Genomic DNA, 18,737 nt, shown 5'->3' with positions numbered 1-18,737 from the left:
TTCAGTCATATGTGCCAAAAGCCGAGCGCTCGGAGCTCAGCGAACGGTAACCCGGGATATTGTCTCTCAACACTTTCAGCGCATTGGAGCCCAGCGGCGAGAGGCCGACCAGCTCCAGCTGGAGGATCAGTCGGGTGTTGGTTTCCGCGCGGCCGGTGGCCTGGCGTTCCGCGCCGACGCGCAGGATCCAGCAGCCGGAGTCGTACTCCGCGCCGATCACGGAATCGGTGAAGCGCTTGTCGCGCATGCTGTATTGCAGGCGGCCCGCGCCGTACCAGGCACCGGCGCAACCGGGTCCGCCGGCGACCGACTTGCGGTCTGGCCCGAACAGCGGCCATTGCCATGCCAGCTCGACCTGCTCGCTCTGCCCGCGGGCGAGGCGGTAGGACGCGCTGACGGTCCGGAACGGTCCTGGCGAATAACGCAGCCGCAGCACGGTCCGCTCGACCTTGCCGTCGGCGGAATTCAGCTGCAGCGTGCTGTCGGTCCACCAGGCCTGGTTCAAGTGCGCCGAAGCCAGCAGCACCACGTCGGACAGGCGGTGCGTCTGCGGCGAGCCGTCGGGGGTGATCTGCTGGTTGCGGAACAGGTAGCGCTGGACCATGCCCAGGCGCAACTGCTCTTCGCCGCGCTCGTCCTCGATCCAGCGCGTGGTCGCGCCGAAGGCCAGCATGTTGGCGTCGTTGACGCGGTCCACGCCGGAGAACTGGTTCTCGGCGAAGACCGAATCGAAGTTGTAGTCCCGCGGCGCCGCGTCGAAGTTGGGGATCGCGCTCTGGTCGCGGTACGGCGTGTTGACGTACAGCAGGCGCGGCTCGAGCGTCTGGCGCATCGCCTGGCCGAACAGCGAGGTGTTGCGTTCCAGGATCCAGCCATGGTCGACGCTGAAGGTCGGGATGGTGCGTCCGATCGAACGCCGGCCGGCCGCGTCGATCGGCTGGTCGAGGTTGTAGCTCGCCGCGTTGATCGACATCTTCGGGATCAGCCACCAGGCCGCGCCGCTGAACGGCAGGCTCAGGTGGCCGAGCAGGTGGATCCGCTCACCGGTCTGCGTCTGGGAGTCCAGCGCGCCGCCGGGCAGGTCGAAGCGGTTGTACTCCACCTCGAGGCCGCCTTCCAGGCGCGCGCGGCGACCGGTCGGGAGGTAGCCGGCCAGCACCGATTCATCGGCGCCGGTCTGCAGCCGCACGCCGATCTGCGGCGAACGCTGGTACGGCGAGGCGAACTTGTCCTCGATCTGCGCGACCTGCAGCGGCTGCCATTTCTGGATCCGCGCGTAGGTCTGCATCTCGCCCCAGTTGAAGCTGAACTCGCGCTGCGTGCGCAGGTCCGTCGACAGCAGGCGCGGCGTCTGCGTCAGCATGCGGCTGCGCAGGTCCTTCCAGTAGTCGTCGTCGGAGACGCGCTCGGTATGGACGTTGTAGGTCCAGTTCGGCGTCACGTCGCCGTCGGCGTTCAGCCGCAGGTCCCAGCGCGAGATGCCGGTGACCCGGTCGTGCGGCAGCAGCGCGTAGTCGATCTGGCCGCGGTGGCCCGGCTCCAGGTAGCGGAACTGCGTGTCGACCCCGGGACCGCGGCGCGTCATCACGAAGGGCGTGATCGTCGCGTCGCGGTTGGGCGCGATGCTCCAGTAGAAGGGCTGGCTGTACTCGACGCCGCTGCGGTTGTCGATGTTGACGTTGGGCGGCAGCAGGCCGGACTTGGGCTGGTCGCCGAGCGGGAAGCTCAGCGACGGCGCGGCCAGGATGGGCACGCCGAGGAAACGGACCACGGCGTCCTTCGCGACCCCCTCGCCGGCGTCGAAGTCCAGGTTCAGGCTGCTGGTGACCAGTTCCCAGTCGCGCTTGCCCTTGCGACCGTTGGCGGCATCGGCGGCGTCCTGCTCGCCCTTCTCCGACACCGGGCAGGTCGAGTACGTCGCCTCGTCGGCGCGCATGCGCTGGTCGCCGAGGAAGTGGATCGCCTTGGCACTGCCGCTGCCGCCGGTCGCGGCGAAGAAGTAGGTCGGGCTCTGGAGCTGGCCTTCGAACTTGTCGACGAAGAGCTCCAGCCTGGGGCCGCGCAGCACGGCGCCGTTCTGGCTCAGCTCGACGTCGCCTTCGGCCGTGGCCAGGTCCTGCGGGTAGTCGTAGCGCAGGGTCTTCGACTTCAGCAGCATGCCGCCGTAACGCAGCTGGACGTCGCCCTCGGCGGTGGAGGTCTGGTCCATCTCGCTGGTGATGCGGTCGGCGCTCAGCGCCAGCGCGGGACGGGCGTCCTTGCGCTTGGTCTGGTGCAACTGCTTGACCGACTTGAGGGTCAGCGGCTGGCCGGCGGACTCCTGCGCTTGCGCGGAGAAGGCAGAGAAGCCAGGCAGGGCGACCGCCAAGGCGGCCGCCAGCGAGATCGGGCGGGGACGGGAAACCGGTGGGCGCATCAGGCGGGCAGCGTCTTGCAGAGGTCAGGCGGCCGCGCGTCGATCGCGCCGCGCTGCCCGGGGTTTGTAGAATCATTATCCACGAGGCTCGCGAGCCGGCAGGACCGCCGGAGCGCCTTGTCACCGACCCCGGGGCCGCTCGCGCAGCGGCCCTTCCGCATCCCCGCCGATGACCCCTTCCTCCCCGCACGCCCCGCCCGCAGCGTCACCGCTCTGGCCCGACGCCGACCGCGCCGCCCGATTCCATCGCTGGCTGGCGCCGCTGGTGACGACGCACGGCCTGCGCGAGGAGACGCTCGCCGCGGCCAGCAGCGATGCGGGCTTCCGCCGCTACCTGCGCATCGCCACCGTCCACGGCGGCATGCTGATCGTGATGGACGATCCGGCCTCGCCCAACCAGGTGGCGAGCTTCGTCCAGGTCGGCGCGCTGATGGCGGAACGCGGCCTGCATGTGCCGAAGCTGCTCGCGCACGATGCCGGGCTCGGCTTCGCGTTGATGGAAGACCTCGGCACCGCCTCCTACCTGGACGCGTTGCTCGCCGCGCAGCGCGCGGGCGACACGGCGGTGCCCCGCGCGCTGATGCGCGATGCCACGACCGCGCTGCTGCGCTGGCAGACCAGCGAGGCCGCCCGCGTCGAGGGCGCGCTGCCGCTGTTCGACGAGGCCTTCGTTCGACGCGAGCTGCAGATCTTCGTCGACTGGTGCGTCCAGGCCCACCACGGCAAGACCTGGAACGACAAGCAGCGCGGCTACTGGGACCGGACGGTGGCGCTGCTGTCGGCCAACGTCCTGGCGCAGCCGCGCGTGCCGATGCACCGCGACTACATGCCGCGCAACCTGATGGTCTGCCCGGCCGGGACCGGCGGCGCCGATGCTACGGCCTTCGCCACGCCCGGCATCCTCGACTTCCAGGACGCGGTGCTGGGCCCCGTCACCTACGACATCGCCTCGCTGATGCGCGACGCGTTCATTTCCTGGGAAGAGGCCGAGGAGCTCGACTGGGCGGTGCGCTACTGGGAAGGCGCCCGGCGCGCCGGCCTGTTCGGCCTAGACCCGAACGGCGAAGACCCGCACGAGATGGCGCTGGACTTCGGCCTGTTCTGGCGCCGGCTCGAATGGACCGTGCTGCAGCGGCAGCTGAAAATCATGGGCATCTTCTGCCGGCTCAAGCACCGTGACGGCAAGCCGCACTACGCGCAAGACCTGCCGCGCTTCTACGCCTATGTCGTGAAGACGGCGACGCGCTACATCGAGCTGTCGCCGCTGCTGCGCCTGATCGAAGATCTGCAGCCGCAATACACGCAGGTCGGCTTCAGCCTGCGCTGACGCCCGCAGGCGCTGAAGCGACGCGGAGGGGCCCCGCGCGCCGCCTCAGTCGCCCTCGGCGGGGGTGGCGGCCGCCTTCGCCGCCTGCGCCGCCAGGAACTCCTGCGCGGCGCGATACGACGGGCAGCCCGCGGCGGTGAGCCACGGATCCTCGTCCTTCCCGCCGAAGATCTCGACGAGGAAGTCCATGAACGCGCGGGTGCGCGCCGGGACGAACTTGCGGGTCGGCATCGCCGCCCACAGCTGGTAGCTGTAGATGCGCCACTGCGGCAGCACGCGCTCCAGCGCCCCTTCCATCAGCGCGTCGCCGACGACGAAGGACGGCAACCCGGCCACGCCCAGCCCGTGCAGCGCGCAGGCGTACTTGGTGTCGACCGAGGAGGTCGTCATCACCGGGCGGCTCGGGATCGCGAAGAAGCTCTCGGTGGTGAGCCCGTCCGCGCCGCAGCGCTCGAAGGTCACGCCGCGGGTCAGCTCGTGGATCGGCGGCAGCATGACGTCGTGCTGCTTGAGGTCGGCGGGATGCTGCGGCTTGCCGCGCCGGCCCAGGTATTCGGGCGACGCGCACAGGATCACCTCGGTGCGGGCCAGCTTGCGGGCGATGAAGTCGCCCTGCAGCGGACTGCGGGTCGAGATGACGGTGATGTCGAAGCTCTCGTCGAGCGTGTCGACGGGGCCCGGCGCGACCAGCTCGACGCTGACCAGCGGGTACAGCGCATGGAAACGCGCCATGTGCCGCGCCAGCTGATGGATCGCGATGGCCGGCGGGATCAGCACGCGCAGCGTGCCGCGCGGCTCGTTGGTCGCCGCCGAGGCGAGCGCCTCCGCCTCCTCGATGTCGCTGAGGATGCGGCGGCAGCGCTCCAGGTAGCCCTCGCCGACGTCGGTCAGCGACAGCCGCCGCGTCGTGCGGTTGAGCAGCCGCGCGCCGAGGTGCTCCTCCAGATCCGCCACCAGCCGCGTGACCACGGCGGGCGCCAGGTCCATGGCCCGCGCCGCGCCGGCGAGGCTGCCCTCGTCGATCACGCGGGTGAAGACCCGCATCGCCTTGACCTGATCCATCCCGTCTCCTCCGGGCGGACGCCGCGTCGCCGCGGGCCGCCTCTGCTGTGCGTCGATCAGCGGACCGGGGCGACCCGCCGAGCCAGCGGGCCGCCGACCGGGTCCGCGGCGGTCAGGGGTGCGCGGCGATCACCTGCGCCACCGCGGCGGTCAGGCGCTTGCCGTAGGGCACGTGCAGGAACTCGTTGGGGCCGTGGGCGTTGCTCTTCGGGCCCAGCACGCCGCAGACCATCATCTGCGCGGCCGGGAAGCCCTTCTGCAGCATGCTCATCAGCGGGATGGTGCCGCCCTGGCCGATGTAGCCGACCGGCTGGCCGAAATGGGCCTGGCTGGCGTCGTCCAGCACCTGGCTCAGCCACGGCGACAGCTCCGGCGTGTTCCAGCCGGTGGCGCCGTAGGCGCCGGCGCGACCGTCCGGCACGAAGCTGACCTTGGCGTTGTACGGCGCGTTGTCCTCGAGCAGCGCCTTGAGCTTCAGCGCGGCCTCGTTGCCGTCGATCAGCGGGGGCAGGCGCAGCGACAGCTTGAACGCGGTGTATGGGCGCAGCACGTTGCCGGCGCTCTTCAGCTCGGGGAAACCGTCCACGCCGGTCACCGACAGCGTCGGCCGCCAGGTGCGGTTGAGCAGCACCTCGACCGGGTCGGAGGTCACCGGCAGCACCGGTCCGCCGTCCGCGCCGCAGGCCCAGGGCAGGCGCTTGTAGACCTCTTCCTTCAGGATCGCGGCGGTCGCCTGCGCCTGCTCGAAGCGCACGCCGGGGATGTCGCAATGGAAGGATTCGGGCAGCAGGCGCCCGGTCTTCGAATCCTCCAGCCGGTCCAGCACCTGGCGCAGGATGCGGAAGGACGACGGCACCACGCCCGACGCGTCGCCGGAGTGGATGCCTTCGGTCAGCACCTCGACCTTGAGCACGCCGGAGACCATGCCGCGCAGCGAGGTCGTCATCCAGAGGCGGTCGTAGTCGCCGGCGCCGGAGTCCAGGCAGACCACCAGCGAGACATTACCCAGGCGCGGCCGGAGCAGGTCGATGTAGGCCGGCAGGTCGTAGGAGCCGGACTCCTCGCAAGCCTCGATCAGGCCGACGCAGCGCGGGCGGGGGATGCCCTGCTGGTCCAGCGCCAGCAGCGCGGTGATGGAGGCGTAGATCGCGTAGCCGTCGTCGGCGCCGCCGCGGCCGTAGAGCTTGCCGTCCTCGTATTTCGGCGTCCACGGGCCGAGGTCGGCGCGCCAGCCGTTGAACTCGGGCTGCTTGTCCAGATGGCCGTAGAGGACGACGGTGTCGGTGCTCTCGGGCTTGGTCGACGGCAGTTCGAAGAAGATGACCGGCGTGCGGCCTTCCTGGCGGATGACCTCCAGCGTCAGGCCGGGGATCTTCCGGCCCTCCACCCACTGCGCGGCGTCGCGGACGACGCGCTCGATGTAGCCGTTGGCCTGCCAGTCGGCGTCGAACATCGGGCTCTTGGCGGGGATGGCGATGTAGTCGGTCAGCGCGGGGACGATCTCCTGGTCCCAGACCTTCTCGGCGAAGGCGCCCAGGGCGCTGATTTCATCGGTCTGCAGCGGCAACGACGGATCACGTGCGTTCATGAGGGGTCTCCTGGGGTCGGTGCCGTCGATTCTAGGAGCGTGAGCCCAGCCAGGCGCGCAGCCGGGCGAAGACCTGTTCGCGCTCAGGTTCGTTGAAGATCTCGTGGGACAGGCCCGGGAAGGGCACGGCCTGCACCGCCCCGCCCGCAGCGGCGGCCGCGGCGAAGGCGGCGCTGCCGGCGGGGGCGACGCAGCGGTCGGCACCGGCCCACATCAGCAGCGTCGGCGTGGTCCAGCGCGGCACCAGCGGCAGCGTCTCGGCGCCGAAGCTGGCGATCATCCGCGCCAGCGTCGGGGTGATGCGGTTGTGCACCAGCGGGTCGTCCTTGTAGGCCTGGACCACGTCCGCGCTGCGCGAGACCCAGGCCGGATTCAGCCCGTTGCCGACGGCCAGGTGCGGCACCAGCGGCAGCGTGGCGCCGAGCAGCCCGCGCTGGAAGGCGGACAGGCCCGGATCCAGCGCCGGGGAACTGAGCACCAGCCCGTCGACCGGCCGCGACCACGGGGCGTTCTCCAGGGCCCCGGCGACGAAGCGGGCCGCGACGGCGCCGCCCATCGAGTGGCCGAGCAGGATCAGCGGTCCCCGCCCCTTGCGATCGTCGGCGCGCAGGCAGTCGATGGTGGCGGCCAGATCGAGCAGCAGGCTGTCGTGCTTCGGGATGTCGCCGCGCGGGCCGCCGGAGGCGCCGTGTCCGCGCTGGTCGAAGCCGGCGACGTGCCAGCCCCAGTCGTTCAGGCGCCCGGCGACGGCTTCATAGCGGCCGATGTGTTCGCCCAGGCCGTGGACGATCAGCACGGTGCCGCGGGTGGGCAGCGACAGGTCGGCGCCCCATTCCCGCCAGTGCAGCGGAAGGCCGTCATGGCCGGTGAGAGTCTTCATGGGGCCGGAGTGTAGGATCGCCCGGCCGGTCCACCCGCCGTGGACGACCCCCACGTTTCGACGACGATGACGCCCGCCCTGCCCGAGAGCTTCCCGCCCTTCAACCCGGAAGTCCGGCTCCTGCCGCCGGCGATCGAGCGCTGGCGGCGCGGCACCGGGACCGACGTCGAGTTCGTCCACGTGCTGGATGCCGGCCGGCCGGGGCCGACGGCGATGGTCGTCGCGCTGACCCACGGCAACGAGCTGTGCGGCGCGATCGCGCTGGACAGGCTCTTGCACCAAGGCGTGAAGCCCCTGCGCGGCCGGCTGATCCTGGCCTTCGCCAACGTCGAGGCCTTCCGGCGCTTCAACGTGTCGGAGCCGTTCTCGTCGCGCTGCGTCGACGAGGACATGAACCGGATCTGGGACGACGCGGTGCTGCGCGGCGCGCGCGACTCGGTCGAACTGCGGCGCGCGCGCGAGCTGGCGCCCTTCGTCGATGCCGCGGACGTCCTGCTGGACCTGCATTCGATGCAGGAGGCCGGCGCGCCGGCGCTGACGATCTGCGGCATGACGGACAAGAGCGTGCCGCTGGCGCGCGCGCTGGGACAGCCGGAAACCCTGCTGGTCGACACCGGCCATGCGGCGGGCCTGCGCCTGATCGACCGGGGCGGTTTCGCCGATCCGGCGAGCGACCGGCAGGCCGTGCTGGTCGAATGCGGCTCGCACTGGGAGCCGGAGAGCGCGGCCATGGCGCAGGACGTCACGGTGCGCTTCCTGCGCCACCTGGCGATGGTCGACGCGGCGTGGGCGGACGCGCAGCTGCGCGTGCCGGCGCCCGCGCGGCAGCGGCTGGTGCGCGTCGGCGAGGGCGTGACGGCGGTGACGCCGGCCTTCCGCTTCCTGATGCCGACGCACCACCTGAAGGTGATCCCCCAGGCCGGCACGCCGCTGGCCGAGGACGGCGGACGCCGTTGGCTCACGCCGCACGACGGGTGCGTGCTGATCATGCCTTCGCGCCGCGCCGGCCTGAGCGGACAGACGATGGTGCGGCTCGGACGCTACGAGGAGTGAGCGCGACGCACGGGTCGCCGACGCTCAGTCCCGGTCGAACTTGAACACCGCCATGCTGGCCATCAGGTTCGGCAGCAGGCGGACCTGGCGGCTCTCCTGCACGCCGAAGCTGTCCAGCACGCGCAGCCCGCACTTGCGAGCCAGGATCTGGAAGTCGGCGTAGGTGCCGACGCGGATGTTGGGCGTGTCGTACCACTGGTACGGCAGCACGCGCGTCACCGGCATGCGGCCCGCGAGGATCTGCAGGCGGTTCGGCCAATGCGCGAAGTTGGGGAAACTCACCACCCCCATCCGGCCGACGCGCGCCGTCTCGCGCAGCATCGCCTCGGTATTGCGCAGGTTCTGCAGCGTCTCCAGCTGCAGCACGACGTCGAAGCTCTGGTCCTCGAAGATCGCCAGCCCCTCTTCCAGGTTGAGCTGGATCACGTTCACGCCGCGCTGCGCGCAGGCGAGCACGTTCGCATCGTCCAGCTCGACGCCGTAGCCGGTGCAGCCCTTCGTGGCCTGCAGGTGCGCCAGCAGCTCGCCGGTGCCGCAGCCCAGGTCGAGCACGCGCGAGCCGGTCGGCACCAGCTCCGCGATCATGTCCATCACCGCGCGATCACTCATACCGCCACGCCTTGGAGACGGTGGGACACCGGCGCAGAAGCAGCGCCCGGCAGCGGCTTCTCATGCTCCTTCGCGACGCGGTCGAAATAGGCGCGCAGCACGCCGTGATACCGCGGATCCTCGAGCAGGAAGGCGTCGTGGCCGTGCGGCGCGTCGATCTCGGCGTAGGACACGTCGCGCCGGTTGTCGAGCAGCGCCTTGACGATCTCGCGCGAGCGCGCCGGCGAGAAGCGCCAGTCGGTCGTGAAGCTCACCACCAGGAACTTGCACAGCGCGCTGGCGAAGGTGCGGCTCAGGTCGCCCCCGTGCTCGCGCGCCGGGTCGAAGTAGTCCAGCGCCCGCGTGATCAGCAGGTAGGTGTTGGCGTCGAAGTACTCGCTGAACTTGTCGCCCTGGTAGCGCAGGTAGCTCTCGATCTGGAACTCGATGTCCGAGGTCGAATAGCCCAGCTCCGCCGAGCGCATCTGGCGGCCGAACTTCTCCTCCATCACGTCGTCGCTCAGGTAGGTGATGTGGCCGATCATCCGCGCCACCCGCAGCCCGCGGCGCGGCACCACGCCGTGCTCGTAGAAGAAGCCGTCGTGGAACTCGGGGTCGGTGATGATGGCCCGGCGGGCGACCTCGTTGAACGCGATGTTCTGCGCCGACAGGTTGGGCGCCGTCGCCACGGCGATGCAGTGGCGCATCCGCTCCGGGTAGCGCAGCGACCAGTCCAGCGCCTGCATCCCGCCCAGCGAGCCGCCCAGCACCGCCGCCAGCTTCTGGATGCCGAAACGGTCCAGCACGCGCGCCTGTGCGTCGACCCAGTCCTGCACGGTGACGACCGGGAAGTCCTTGCCGTACACGCGCCCGGTGTCCGGATTCAGATGCATCGGCCCGGTGGAGCCGAAGCACGAGCCCAGGTTGTTGATGCCGATGACGAAGAACCGGTCCGTGTCCAGCGGCTTGCCCGGGCCGACCAGGTTGTCCCACCAGCCTTCGCTCTTGTCGACGCCGGCGTGCGTGCCGGCCACGTGGTGGCTGGCGTTCAACGCGTGGCACACCAGCACCGCGTTGGACTTGTCCTCGTTGAGCCGGCCGTAGGTCTCGACCATCAATTCGTACCCGCCGATGCGGGCGCCGCTGCGCAGGGTCAGCGGCTCGTCGAACAACAAGCGCTGCGGTGTGACGTCACCGACAGATCCCATGGAACACCTCAAAAAACAAAACCCGGCGCCGCTGCTTGAAGCGGAACACCGGGTCTCGATCCGTGGATCGGGTGTCCCTCTTTAGCTGCATTTCTTGGGCGCCCGCAAGCCGGACAAATCGGCGCCATCCGAGGAAGTATAGCTACGGCGCGGTACAGAGGCAGTGCACGATCGCGCGCACCGGCGGCTTCGAGCCCGCCGGACCGGCCTCGGCCTGTTCGGCCAGCCAGGTGATGTCGACCTGCGCCTCGCGCAGCGGTGCCGGCACCGCCGGAATGCCGCCCAGCGCGTGCATGACCATGCCGCGCAGCGACGGCGCCGCGGCGTCGCCCATGCTCGTCAGCAGCCGGTCGAAGGTGCTGCGGTCGGGCTCGACGTAACGCACCGTCGGCTCGTCGCCGAGCTTCGCGCGCTTGGCCGCGCTGGCGATCGCGTCGGCCAGCAGGCCGGTTCTGTCGACCAGCCCGCGCTCCAGCGCCTGCGACCCGGTCCACACGCGGCCTTGGCCGACGGTGTCGATCTGCTGCGGCGACTTCTTGCGCGCCTGCGCCGCCTTGCCGGTGAAGTCGGCGTAGATGTGCTCGATGGACGACTGCACCACCTGCGCCATCCGCGGATCCAGCGGACGCCGCGGGTCATAGCCGTTGGCCAGCCAGGTCGTCGCGTAGCCGCCGGTGTGGATCGAGAGCTTGTCCAGCAGCTTCTCGCCGGTGGGCAGCATGCCGAACACGCCGATCGAGCCGGTGATCGTCGACGCGTCGGCGATCACCTCGTCCGAAGACATCGAGATCCAGTACCCGCCCGAGGCCGCCACGCCGCCCATCGACACGACGACCGGCTTGCCGACCGCGCGGGTCAGTTCCAGCTCGCGACGCACCAGCTCGGAGGCGAAGGCGCTGCCGCCCGGCGAATTCACGCGCAGCACGACGGCCTTGATCTTCTCGTCCTCGCGCGCCTGGCGGATCAGCCTGGACATCGACTCGCCGCCGATCTTGCCCGGCCCGGCGCTGCCGTCGACGATCTCGCCTTCGGCCACGATCACGCCGACCTGCCCCTCGGGCTTGGGCAGCTTGGGCGGCAGCTGCGCGACATAGGCGCCCAGGCCGATCTGGCGCAGGCGCTTCTCGTCCTTGGCGCCACGCTTCTCGAGCAGCGCCTCGACCTCGTCCTCGGTCTTCAGGCCGTCGACCAGCTTCTCGGCCAGCACGAACTTGCCGGGGTCGCCGCCCACGGCCTTCAGGCGCTCCGGCAGCTCGTCGATCGCGCGCTGGATGGCCCCCTTGGGCAGCTTGCGCGCCGTCTCGACGCCGGTCTGGTAACGGGCCCACAGCTCGTCGTACAGATAGGCGTCGGCCTCCATCGTCGCGGGCGACGGCCCGTTGGCGAAGTAGGGCTCGACCGCGTTCTTGTAGGTGCCGACACGCAGCACGTTGGGCGAGATGCCCACGCGGTCCAGCGCGTCCTTGTAGTAGTTGCGATAGCGGCCGTAGCCTTCGATCATCACGCCGCCCATCGGGTGGACGTAGACCTCGGTGGCCTGCGCCGCGAGGTAGTACGAGCGCTGGTCGAAGGCCAGTCCGGCGGCGACCACCGGCTTCTTGCTGGCCTTGAAGCGGGTCAGCGCGGCTTCGATCTCATGCAGCGCGGCGGGCGTGGCGCCGCCCATCTGGTCGAGGTTGAGCACGACCTGCACGATGTGATCGTCCTTGGCCGCCGCGTCCAGCGCGCGCAGGATGTCGCGCAAGCGCGTCTGGGCGCGCGCCTCGCCCTTGATCTGCGCGATCGCCTGGTCGCGCGGCGATCCGGAGAACTGCTCGACGACATCGCCGCGGATGTCCAGCACGAGCGTCGTCTTGTCCAGCAGCGGCTTGCCGCCGCGCACCGCCGCCCAGATCAGGCCGATCACGATCAGCCAGAACAGCAGCGTGAACACCACGCGCCGCGTGCCGTTCAGGAACCACCACACGCCACCGAAAAAGCGCCCGATCGGCGCCAACGCTCGCTTCACACCCATCCAATCCTCCCGGGATCCGTCAACGGAATGTCAGGACAGCGAGGATCTGGATCGATCCCCCGCTGGACCGGGCCATTGTGGGCCCAGTTGAGCCCCCCGGCGGGAAGTCGGCCGGGGATTCGCCCTTCGGAGGGAGCGCGCACGCTTGGCGCCGGGCCGCGTGCCGGATCAGGCGTTCGCGGGCGGCAGCGTGTCCTGGAAGCTCTGACGCGTCATGAGCTTGTCGAAGTGCTTCGCGAGGTTGGGGTGCGACGCACGCCAGTCGATCTGGGCGAAGCGGAAGTCCAGGTAGCCGAGCGCGCAGCCGAGCGCGATGTCGGCCAGCGTGAAGTGGTTGCCGGAGCACCAGTTCTTCTCGCCCAGCCCGTTGGCCATGGCCTGCAGCGAGGCCAGCACCTTGTTCATCTGACGTTCCACCCAGGCTTCGCTGTGCTCGCCCGGCGCGCGGCCGGACCAGGTGCGCTCCAGGCGCGCCGCGATGCAGGCGTCGATCAGGCCGTCGGCCAGCGCTTCCCAGGTGCGCACCTCGCAGCGCTCGCGGCCGCGCTCGGGGATCAGGCGGCCGACCGGCGACAACGTGTCGACGTACTCGACGATGACGCGCGAATCGAACACCGCGCCGGTGATCGAATCCTGCCCCTCCATCACCAGGCACGGCACCTTGCCGAGCGGGTTGATCTTGAGGATGTTGTCGCTGCCCCAGACGTCTTCCAGCTCGAACTGGTAGTCGAGCTTCTTTTCCGCCATGACGACGCGGACCTTGCGGACGTAGGGGCTGGTGAGGGATCCGATGAGCTTCATGGTGTCGGGGGATTCTAACGAGTCGCCTTCCGCGACTGACTCCCGGACGCGACAGTGGCGCAGCCCTCATTTGGGTGTATTGCCGTCCCTTGGGCCGGTGACGCACACTCCCGCCCGCCCCGCCCGAATACGGAGGAATGCGGGGAAATGCGGAGTCGTGGCCGAGGGGGCCGACGACGCGCATCAGGCAAGCGGTGCGCCCAAGAGACAGACCGGATCCCGCAGGGAGACCGGTCACCACAGGACAGAGAGAGGGAATCCATGCAGCAGCACGAGGAGGGGGCGGCGACCGGCGGTTTGACCGGATGGCCGTTGTCGGAATACCGCAAGCGCAAGCTCGAGATCCAGTTCACCGGGTCGGGCAGCGAGTACTTCCGGATCTGGATCGTCAACCTGCTGTTGACGATCGTCACGGCCAGCCTGTACTGGCCGTTCGCGAAGGCGCGGCGCATCCGCTACTTCTACGCCAACACGCTGGTCGACGGCCATGCGCTGAGCTTCCACGGCGATCCGTGGAAGATGTTCCGCGGCCATGTGCTGCTGCTGGTGCTGATGGGCACGTACTCGGCGGCGGGCCATTTCTCGCCGCTGGCGGGGCTGGTGGCCTTCGGCGTGATGGCCGCGATCTGGCCGGCGCTGTGGCGCGCCGGCATGCAGTTCCGGCTGGGCAACACCGGCTGGCGCGGCTTGAGATTCGGTTTCGCCGGCACGCTCAATGGCGCCTATGCGCCGGCGCTGCCGGTCTGGATCCTGTCCGGCGTGGCGCTCACGGCGCAGGTGATCGGCGGGCCGGCCGGGCTGCTGGTCAACGGCAAGCCGCGTTTCGGCCTCGTCGAGCAGCTGGTGGTGCTGACCGTGATCGTCATGGCGCTGGTCGTGCCGTGGATCGTGGCGGCCGCCAAGCGCTACCAGCACAACGGCTACCGCATCGCGGCGCAACAGGGCGAGCTGCGCCTGGGCGCCGGCAGCGTGTACTGGCTGTGCCTCAAGGCGGCAGGCCTGGGTCTGCTCGTGCTCCTGGCCGGGATGCTGCTGGCCATGGGCGTCGTGGGCGCGAGCAGCTTGAGCAAGTCCCAGGTCGTGATCATGATCTCGACCTTCGTGTCGTTCGGCATCACCTACCTGCTGCTCTTCGCGCTCGTCGGACCGTTCTTCACCGCGCGCTTCCAGAACCTGGTCTGGAACCGCACGACGACCGACGACCTGTCCTTCACCAGCCAGCTGCGCTTCGGCGCGCTGGCCGGGCTCACGCTGAAGAACTGGCTGCTGACGGCGGTGACCCTCGGCCTGTACCGGCCGTTCGCCGCGGTGCACACCGCGCGCCTGCGCCTGGAGGCCGTGAGCCTGACGATGGACGGCGATCCCGAGACCTGGGTAGCCGGGCAGGAGAGCGCTTCGCAGGACGCCGCGGGCGACCTCGCGGGCGACTTCTTCGGCATCGACATGGGACTGTGATGCCGGACGCACCGGGCGTGTCGGACGGAGCGCACAGCGCGGAGGTCGAGGCCGCAGCCGCGACGCTCCAGGCGGACTGGTTCGACGGCCGCAGCGCCCGCGCGCGGCCGGTCCGGCTCTGGCTGGAACGCGAGCAGCTGGTCGTCCACGACCAGGACCTCGCGGGCGTCGAGCGCCGCTATCCGATCCGCCAGGTGCAATGGCCGGAGCGCACGCGCCACGGACAGCGGCAGGCGCAGCTGCCCGATGGCGGCGTGCTGATGGCCAAGGACGCCGCCGACTGGGACGCCTGGGCCGACGCCTCCACGCAGGGCCGAGGACTGGGCGGCGGACTGGCGGCGCGGTGGTTCTCCAGCTGGAAGCATTCGATCGTGGCGCTGGTCGCGGTCGTGGCCGTCGGCGGCACGACCTGGCACTGGGGCGTTCCTGCCGCCGCGGACGTGATCGCGCGCCACCTGCCCGCGGCCATCGAGCAGTCGATCGGCGACGGCGCGCTGGACCAGATCGACCGCCTGCTGCTGAAGCCGAGCACGACGTCGGCGCGCGAGCAGCAGCAGTGGCGCGAGCGCTTCGCCGCGATGGTGGCGAGCCAACCGGGGGACGCCACGCCCTACGAGCTGCACTTCCGCGACGCCGGTCAGACCTTCGGACCGAATGCGTTCGCGCTGCCGGGCGGGCACATCGTGATCACCGACGAGCTGCTGCGGCTGCTCGGCGACGAACCCGACGCGGTGCTCGGCGTGCTGGCGCATGAATTGGGCCACGTGCGGGAGCAGCACGGCCTGCGCCTGACGATGCGGGCGAGCCTGATGGGCGGCTTGCTGGGCGTCGCGATCGGCGACTTCTCGAGCCTGCTCGCGGGCGCGCCGGCGGTGCTGATGCAGGCGAGCTATTCGCGCGACTTCGAACGCGCGGCGGACGCGCAGGCGAAGCGCCTGCTCGTCGACAGCGGCCGGTCGCCGCGCGCGATGCGGGTGCTGTTCGAGCGCCTCGGCGAGTGGCGTTCGAAGCGGTCCGCGCAGGCGCGGGCCGAACGCGCGTCCGAGCCGCAAGGCCTCGGCCGCGATGTCGGCGAGCGGGCCAAGGCCGGCGCCGGCGAGCTGCTGCGCATCGCGTTCAACTCGCATCCGGCGGACGACGAACGGATGCGGTTCTTCGAGCGCTGATCGCGCGCCTGGCGGCGCTCCTACACTCTCCGCACCCTTTCGCGGAGATCGTGATGACCACCTCCCCTTCGCCTTCCAGCTCAGCGTCCGGCCCGGCTTCCCACCCGACGCCCACCGCCGCCACCGACGCCGCGACCAACGCCGCGCCCGACGCCGCGCCCGACGCCGGCTACGTGCTCTACGGCACGCGGGGCTCCGGCTCCGCGATCGTGGAGATCGGCCTGCGCTGGTGTGGCCAGGCCTACCGCACGGTGCATGCGTCCTCGTGGGAGAACGCGTCGGAGCAGGACGCGCTGCGCGCGCTCAATCCGCTGATGCAGATCCCGACGCTGCACACGCCCGACGGCGACGTGCTCACGGAAAGCGGCGCCATCCTGATGCACCTCGGCCTGCGCTTCCCGGCGGCGCAGCTGCTCGGCGACGGCGATCGCCAGCGCGACCAGATCCTGCGCGGCCTCGTCTACATCGCCGCCAACTGCTACAGCTGCATCAGCGTCATCGACTACCCCGAGCGCTACTCCACGCGCACCGAGCAGGACGACCGCGAAGCCATCGTCGCGGGCACGAAAGCCCGGCTGCACAAGCACTGGGAGATCTTCGCGGACATGTTCCCCGGGCAGCCGTGGCTCAGCGGCGCGAAGCCCGGCGCGCTCGACGCGATGGCGGTGATCGTGTCGAAGTGGTCGGGGTCGAGGCCACACCTGGAGGCGAACCGGCCCGAATTTTTCGCACTGCTTCAGCGCATCGAAGCGCTGCCGCAGGTCGCCGAGGTGTGCGCGACACACTGGCCGCCGAAGACGGTCTGAGTCGGGCGTTCAGGACGAGGACACCCGCTACCGAAATGACCTGCCGCGCCATGACGCCTGACGCCTGACGCAGGCCGGGCAGACAATCGAGGCGATTTCGCGCTGACGGAAGTCGCTGCACAGTGGCTGTGTTCATCACCCGCTGCGGATCACCTTCATGCGCCCCCTGAAATCGAAGACTACTCTTGCACCTCACGCGGCACGACGTCCGCGCCGCGACGACGACGCCGCGATATCGCTGGGGGCGGAGCCCGAGCCACGAAACGGCAATACGGCGAATGACGACAGCGACATTGCATCGACGGCGGCCGAGCCATCCATCGCGGCCTACGCTGCGGACGACATCGGTGCCCACGCCTCCGGAACCGTCCCGGACGAAATGGCGGCGGGCGGCGCACTCCCTCAGGCGCCGTCGCTGAAGGCGGCCGGTGTCGGGCTTGGCGTCTTCGGCCTGCTCGGTGCCGTGGCTGTCGGCTCGAGCACCAAGACGCACGCAGTCCCTGCATCGACGCCCGTGTCGCCGGGCACGGATCAAGCTCCCGCAACATTCCTCCCTCCGGCAGGAACCGCAGCGTCCGACAGGACGGGGATACCGGTCGAGCCCGTCGAACCCATCGCAACGGCGACGTCGATCAAGCCTGTAGAACCCATCGCACCGGAGACGTCGGTCAAGCCCGTCGAACCCATCGCACCGGAGACGCCGGTCAAGGCCGTCGAACCCATCGCACCAGAGACGCCAGTCAAGCCTGCCGTGGCCATCGCACCGGAGACGCCGGTCGAGCCTGTCGTGTCCATCGCACCGGAGACGCCGGTCAAGGCAGTTGCGCCACAGCCTGCCGGTTTCTCCTTGTCGGACGCCCACGTCATCGAAGCCACGACCGGCACGCGCGAGTTGGTCTTCCTCGTGCAACGCTCGGGAGACACGCGCCAGGGCGGGTCCGTGCGCTTCGCCGTCCAAGCGGACAAGAGCACGGTGTCCATGGACGAGTTGACTGGGGACCAGGCGGGCCTCGTGTCGTTCAAGCCTGGCGAATCGCAACAGCTCATCCGGTTGCCGGTCAAGGGGGACTATCTGAGAGAGACCGACGAACAGGTGTCGATCAAACTCTCCGAGCCGGTCGGGGGAACGCTGGACCGCGCGGAGGGGATCGGCACGATCCATGAGGTCGACGTCCAGCGCCTGCAGGCAGCCTACGGCATGCGCGACCTCAACGCCGGACTTGAGGGCCATGCGATTCGCGTGCGGCGTTCGTCCGACAACGAGGAGATGGACATCGGCTTCGATGTCCACGGCCACGTCGATCGCGAAGCGCTCCTGGACTTCGTCGGACGCGAGGCAACGGACAAGGGCTACGTGACGCGCTGGTACGACCAGTCCGGCCATTCGCGGGACATGGAAACGAAGGCGCCAGAGCGGCAAGGCGTGGTCGTCGACGGCGGAACGATCATCACCCGGCCGGATGGTTCGGTGGCCATCAGCTTCAACGCCGGCCGCAATGGCGATCCTGACGATCACATGACCGCCAATGGCGTGGCAGGCAGTGACTGGCGGAGCGCGGTGATCTATGCGACTGTGCAGTCGGAAGGTTCACGACTGGGATCGCTGTTCAACTTGGGCGGTGCAGACAAGGACCGACTGAGCGTCCATTTTCCTGACAGCTTCCGCAAGATCGTTTTCGACGTCGGCGACCCGGCTACCTTCGGCCGATTGGCCAAAGAATTCGACGGATCGATCGGCAACCTGGTTTTCGAGGCACACAACGACAGCGAGAGCGCGGGAACGGAAGCACTCAACTACACGGACGCCGCGCGCGTCATCTTTGGCAACGGCTCCTGGCTCGCGTCGAAGAACCCGTTGGAGGAACGGCGATTGAGCACCGACGATTCGTGGAGCCTCGCTTCGCACGGTCATGGCGTCGACTTTCCCCAGCAAGCGATGTACAACGAATTCCTGGTCTACCTCGCCAAGGACCACAGTACGCCCAGGGTGCAGAACCTGATCGGCACGGCGCAGGATGATGTCCTCACCTACTCCGATGAGACGGACCTGAAGCGCATCGACGGCCTGGCGGGCGAGGACACGCTGTATGTGTCCGGCACTGCTGTCCTTGACCTGACCCAGTTCTCCGGCGGCATCAAGGACATCGAACAGTTCTGGCTGGACAACGGTGAAAGGAACCTCGTGATCCTCTCGCACGCCACTGTCGAAGCGCTCGATACGAAGACACTCGCCATCAGGCTGGACAGCAAGGACGTCGTCTTCCTCGGCAACGAGGACATCAGCCGAAAGGAAGTCTTGAGGGAACGACTGCAGGAACTCAATCCCGCCGTGAAGTTCAACGTCCTGATCGACGGTCAGGCCGTCATCTGAGG

Annotated in this window: 14 protein-coding genes; 6 read left to right on the top strand and 8 right to left on the bottom strand. The window is 69.5% G+C overall.

Annotation, left to right across the window (positions count from 1 at the left end):
• Position 1: 1 nt before the first annotated feature.
• Positions 2-2,416, bottom strand: coding sequence for an LPS-assembly protein LptD (locus AC07O8_RS03950; protein WP_495046789.1), 2,415 nt, complete (start codon positions 2,414-2,416; stop codon positions 2-4).
• Positions 2,417-2,585: 169 nt separating this feature from the next.
• On the opposite strand from AC07O8_RS03950, the gene AC07O8_RS03945 reads away from it, so the two are divergent.
• A complete protein-coding gene (locus AC07O8_RS03945) occupies positions 2,586-3,743 on the top strand; it encodes an aminoglycoside phosphotransferase family protein (RefSeq protein WP_495046788.1) in 1,158 nt (385 codons plus the stop codon).
• A gap of 45 nt (positions 3,744-3,788) precedes the next feature.
• Here the strand turns inward: AC07O8_RS03945 and AC07O8_RS03940 are convergent, their stop codons facing one another.
• The 3 genes from AC07O8_RS03940 to AC07O8_RS03930 form a co-directional block, all read right to left on the bottom strand.
• A complete protein-coding gene (locus AC07O8_RS03940; protein ID WP_495046787.1) occupies positions 3,789-4,805 on the bottom strand; it encodes a LysR family transcriptional regulator in 1,017 nt (338 codons plus the stop codon).
• Positions 4,806-4,917: 112 nt separating this feature from the next.
• A complete protein-coding gene (locus tag AC07O8_RS03935; protein ID WP_495046786.1) occupies positions 4,918-6,393 on the bottom strand; it encodes a M20 family metallopeptidase in 1,476 nt (491 codons plus the stop codon).
• 31 nt (positions 6,394-6,424) lie between these two features.
• Positions 6,425-7,273: an alpha/beta hydrolase gene (locus tag AC07O8_RS03930; RefSeq protein ID WP_495046785.1), complete on the bottom strand. Its 849-nt coding sequence runs from the start codon at positions 7,271-7,273 to the stop codon at positions 6,425-6,427.
• Between the two features lie 39 nt (positions 7,274-7,312).
• Between AC07O8_RS03930 and AC07O8_RS03925 the strand changes: the two genes are divergently transcribed.
• The gene (locus AC07O8_RS03925) at positions 7,313-8,326 is read left to right on the top strand and encodes a M14 family metallopeptidase (protein WP_495046784.1); all 1,014 of its coding nucleotides are present in this window, start codon (positions 7,313-7,315) and stop codon (positions 8,324-8,326) included.
• 24 nt (positions 8,327-8,350) lie between these two features.
• On the opposite strand, the gene metW is transcribed toward AC07O8_RS03925, so the two are convergent.
• From metW to AC07O8_RS03905, 4 genes are all read right to left on the bottom strand, one after another.
• Complete coding sequence (gene metW, locus AC07O8_RS03920; protein ID WP_495046783.1) at positions 8,351-8,935, bottom strand: methionine biosynthesis protein MetW; 585 nt, start codon at positions 8,933-8,935, stop codon at positions 8,351-8,353.
• Positions 8,932-10,122 carry a homoserine O-succinyltransferase MetX gene (gene metX / locus AC07O8_RS03915; RefSeq protein ID WP_495046782.1) on the bottom strand — a complete coding sequence of 397 codons (1,191 nt, stop codon included), beginning with the start codon at positions 10,120-10,122 and terminating at the stop codon, positions 8,932-8,934. Before metX ends, metW begins: the two co-directional genes overlap by 4 nt.
• 142 nt (positions 10,123-10,264) lie before the next feature.
• Entirely contained in the window at positions 10,265-12,136 is a 1,872-nt protein-coding gene (gene sppA, locus AC07O8_RS03910; protein WP_495046781.1) for a signal peptide peptidase SppA, read from the bottom strand.
• 168 nt (positions 12,137-12,304) lie between these two features.
• Positions 12,305-12,937 carry a glutathione S-transferase family protein gene (locus AC07O8_RS03905; protein WP_495046780.1) on the bottom strand — a complete coding sequence of 211 codons (633 nt, stop codon included), beginning with the start codon at positions 12,935-12,937 and terminating at the stop codon, positions 12,305-12,307.
• Positions 12,938-13,198: 261 nt separating this feature from the next.
• On the opposite strand from AC07O8_RS03905, the gene AC07O8_RS03900 reads away from it, so the two are divergent.
• From AC07O8_RS03900 to AC07O8_RS03885, 4 genes are all read left to right on the top strand, one after another.
• Positions 13,199-14,392, top strand: a complete 1,194-nt coding sequence (locus AC07O8_RS03900) for a YjgN family protein (RefSeq protein WP_495046779.1) — start codon at positions 13,199-13,201, stop codon at positions 14,390-14,392.
• The gene (locus AC07O8_RS03895; protein WP_495046778.1) at positions 14,392-15,558 is read left to right on the top strand and encodes a M48 family metallopeptidase; all 1,167 of its coding nucleotides are present in this window, start codon (positions 14,392-14,394) and stop codon (positions 15,556-15,558) included. The genes AC07O8_RS03900 and AC07O8_RS03895 overlap by 1 nt, the downstream gene beginning before the upstream one ends.
• A gap of 53 nt (positions 15,559-15,611) precedes the next feature.
• Positions 15,612-16,364 carry a glutathione S-transferase family protein gene (locus tag AC07O8_RS03890; protein WP_495046777.1) on the top strand — a complete coding sequence of 251 codons (753 nt, stop codon included), beginning with the start codon at positions 15,612-15,614 and terminating at the stop codon, positions 16,362-16,364.
• A gap of 157 nt (positions 16,365-16,521) precedes the next feature.
• Positions 16,522-18,735: a hypothetical protein gene (locus AC07O8_RS03885; RefSeq protein ID WP_495046776.1), complete on the top strand. Its 2,214-nt coding sequence runs from the start codon at positions 16,522-16,524 to the stop codon at positions 18,733-18,735.
• Positions 18,736-18,737: the final 2 nt, after the last annotated feature.

The sequence above is a fragment of the Roseateles sp. GW821-FHT09G09 genome (assembly GCF_059415965.1).
Note: the sequence above shows the minus strand (reverse complement) of the source record. Positions and strands in the feature narration are given on the sequence as shown.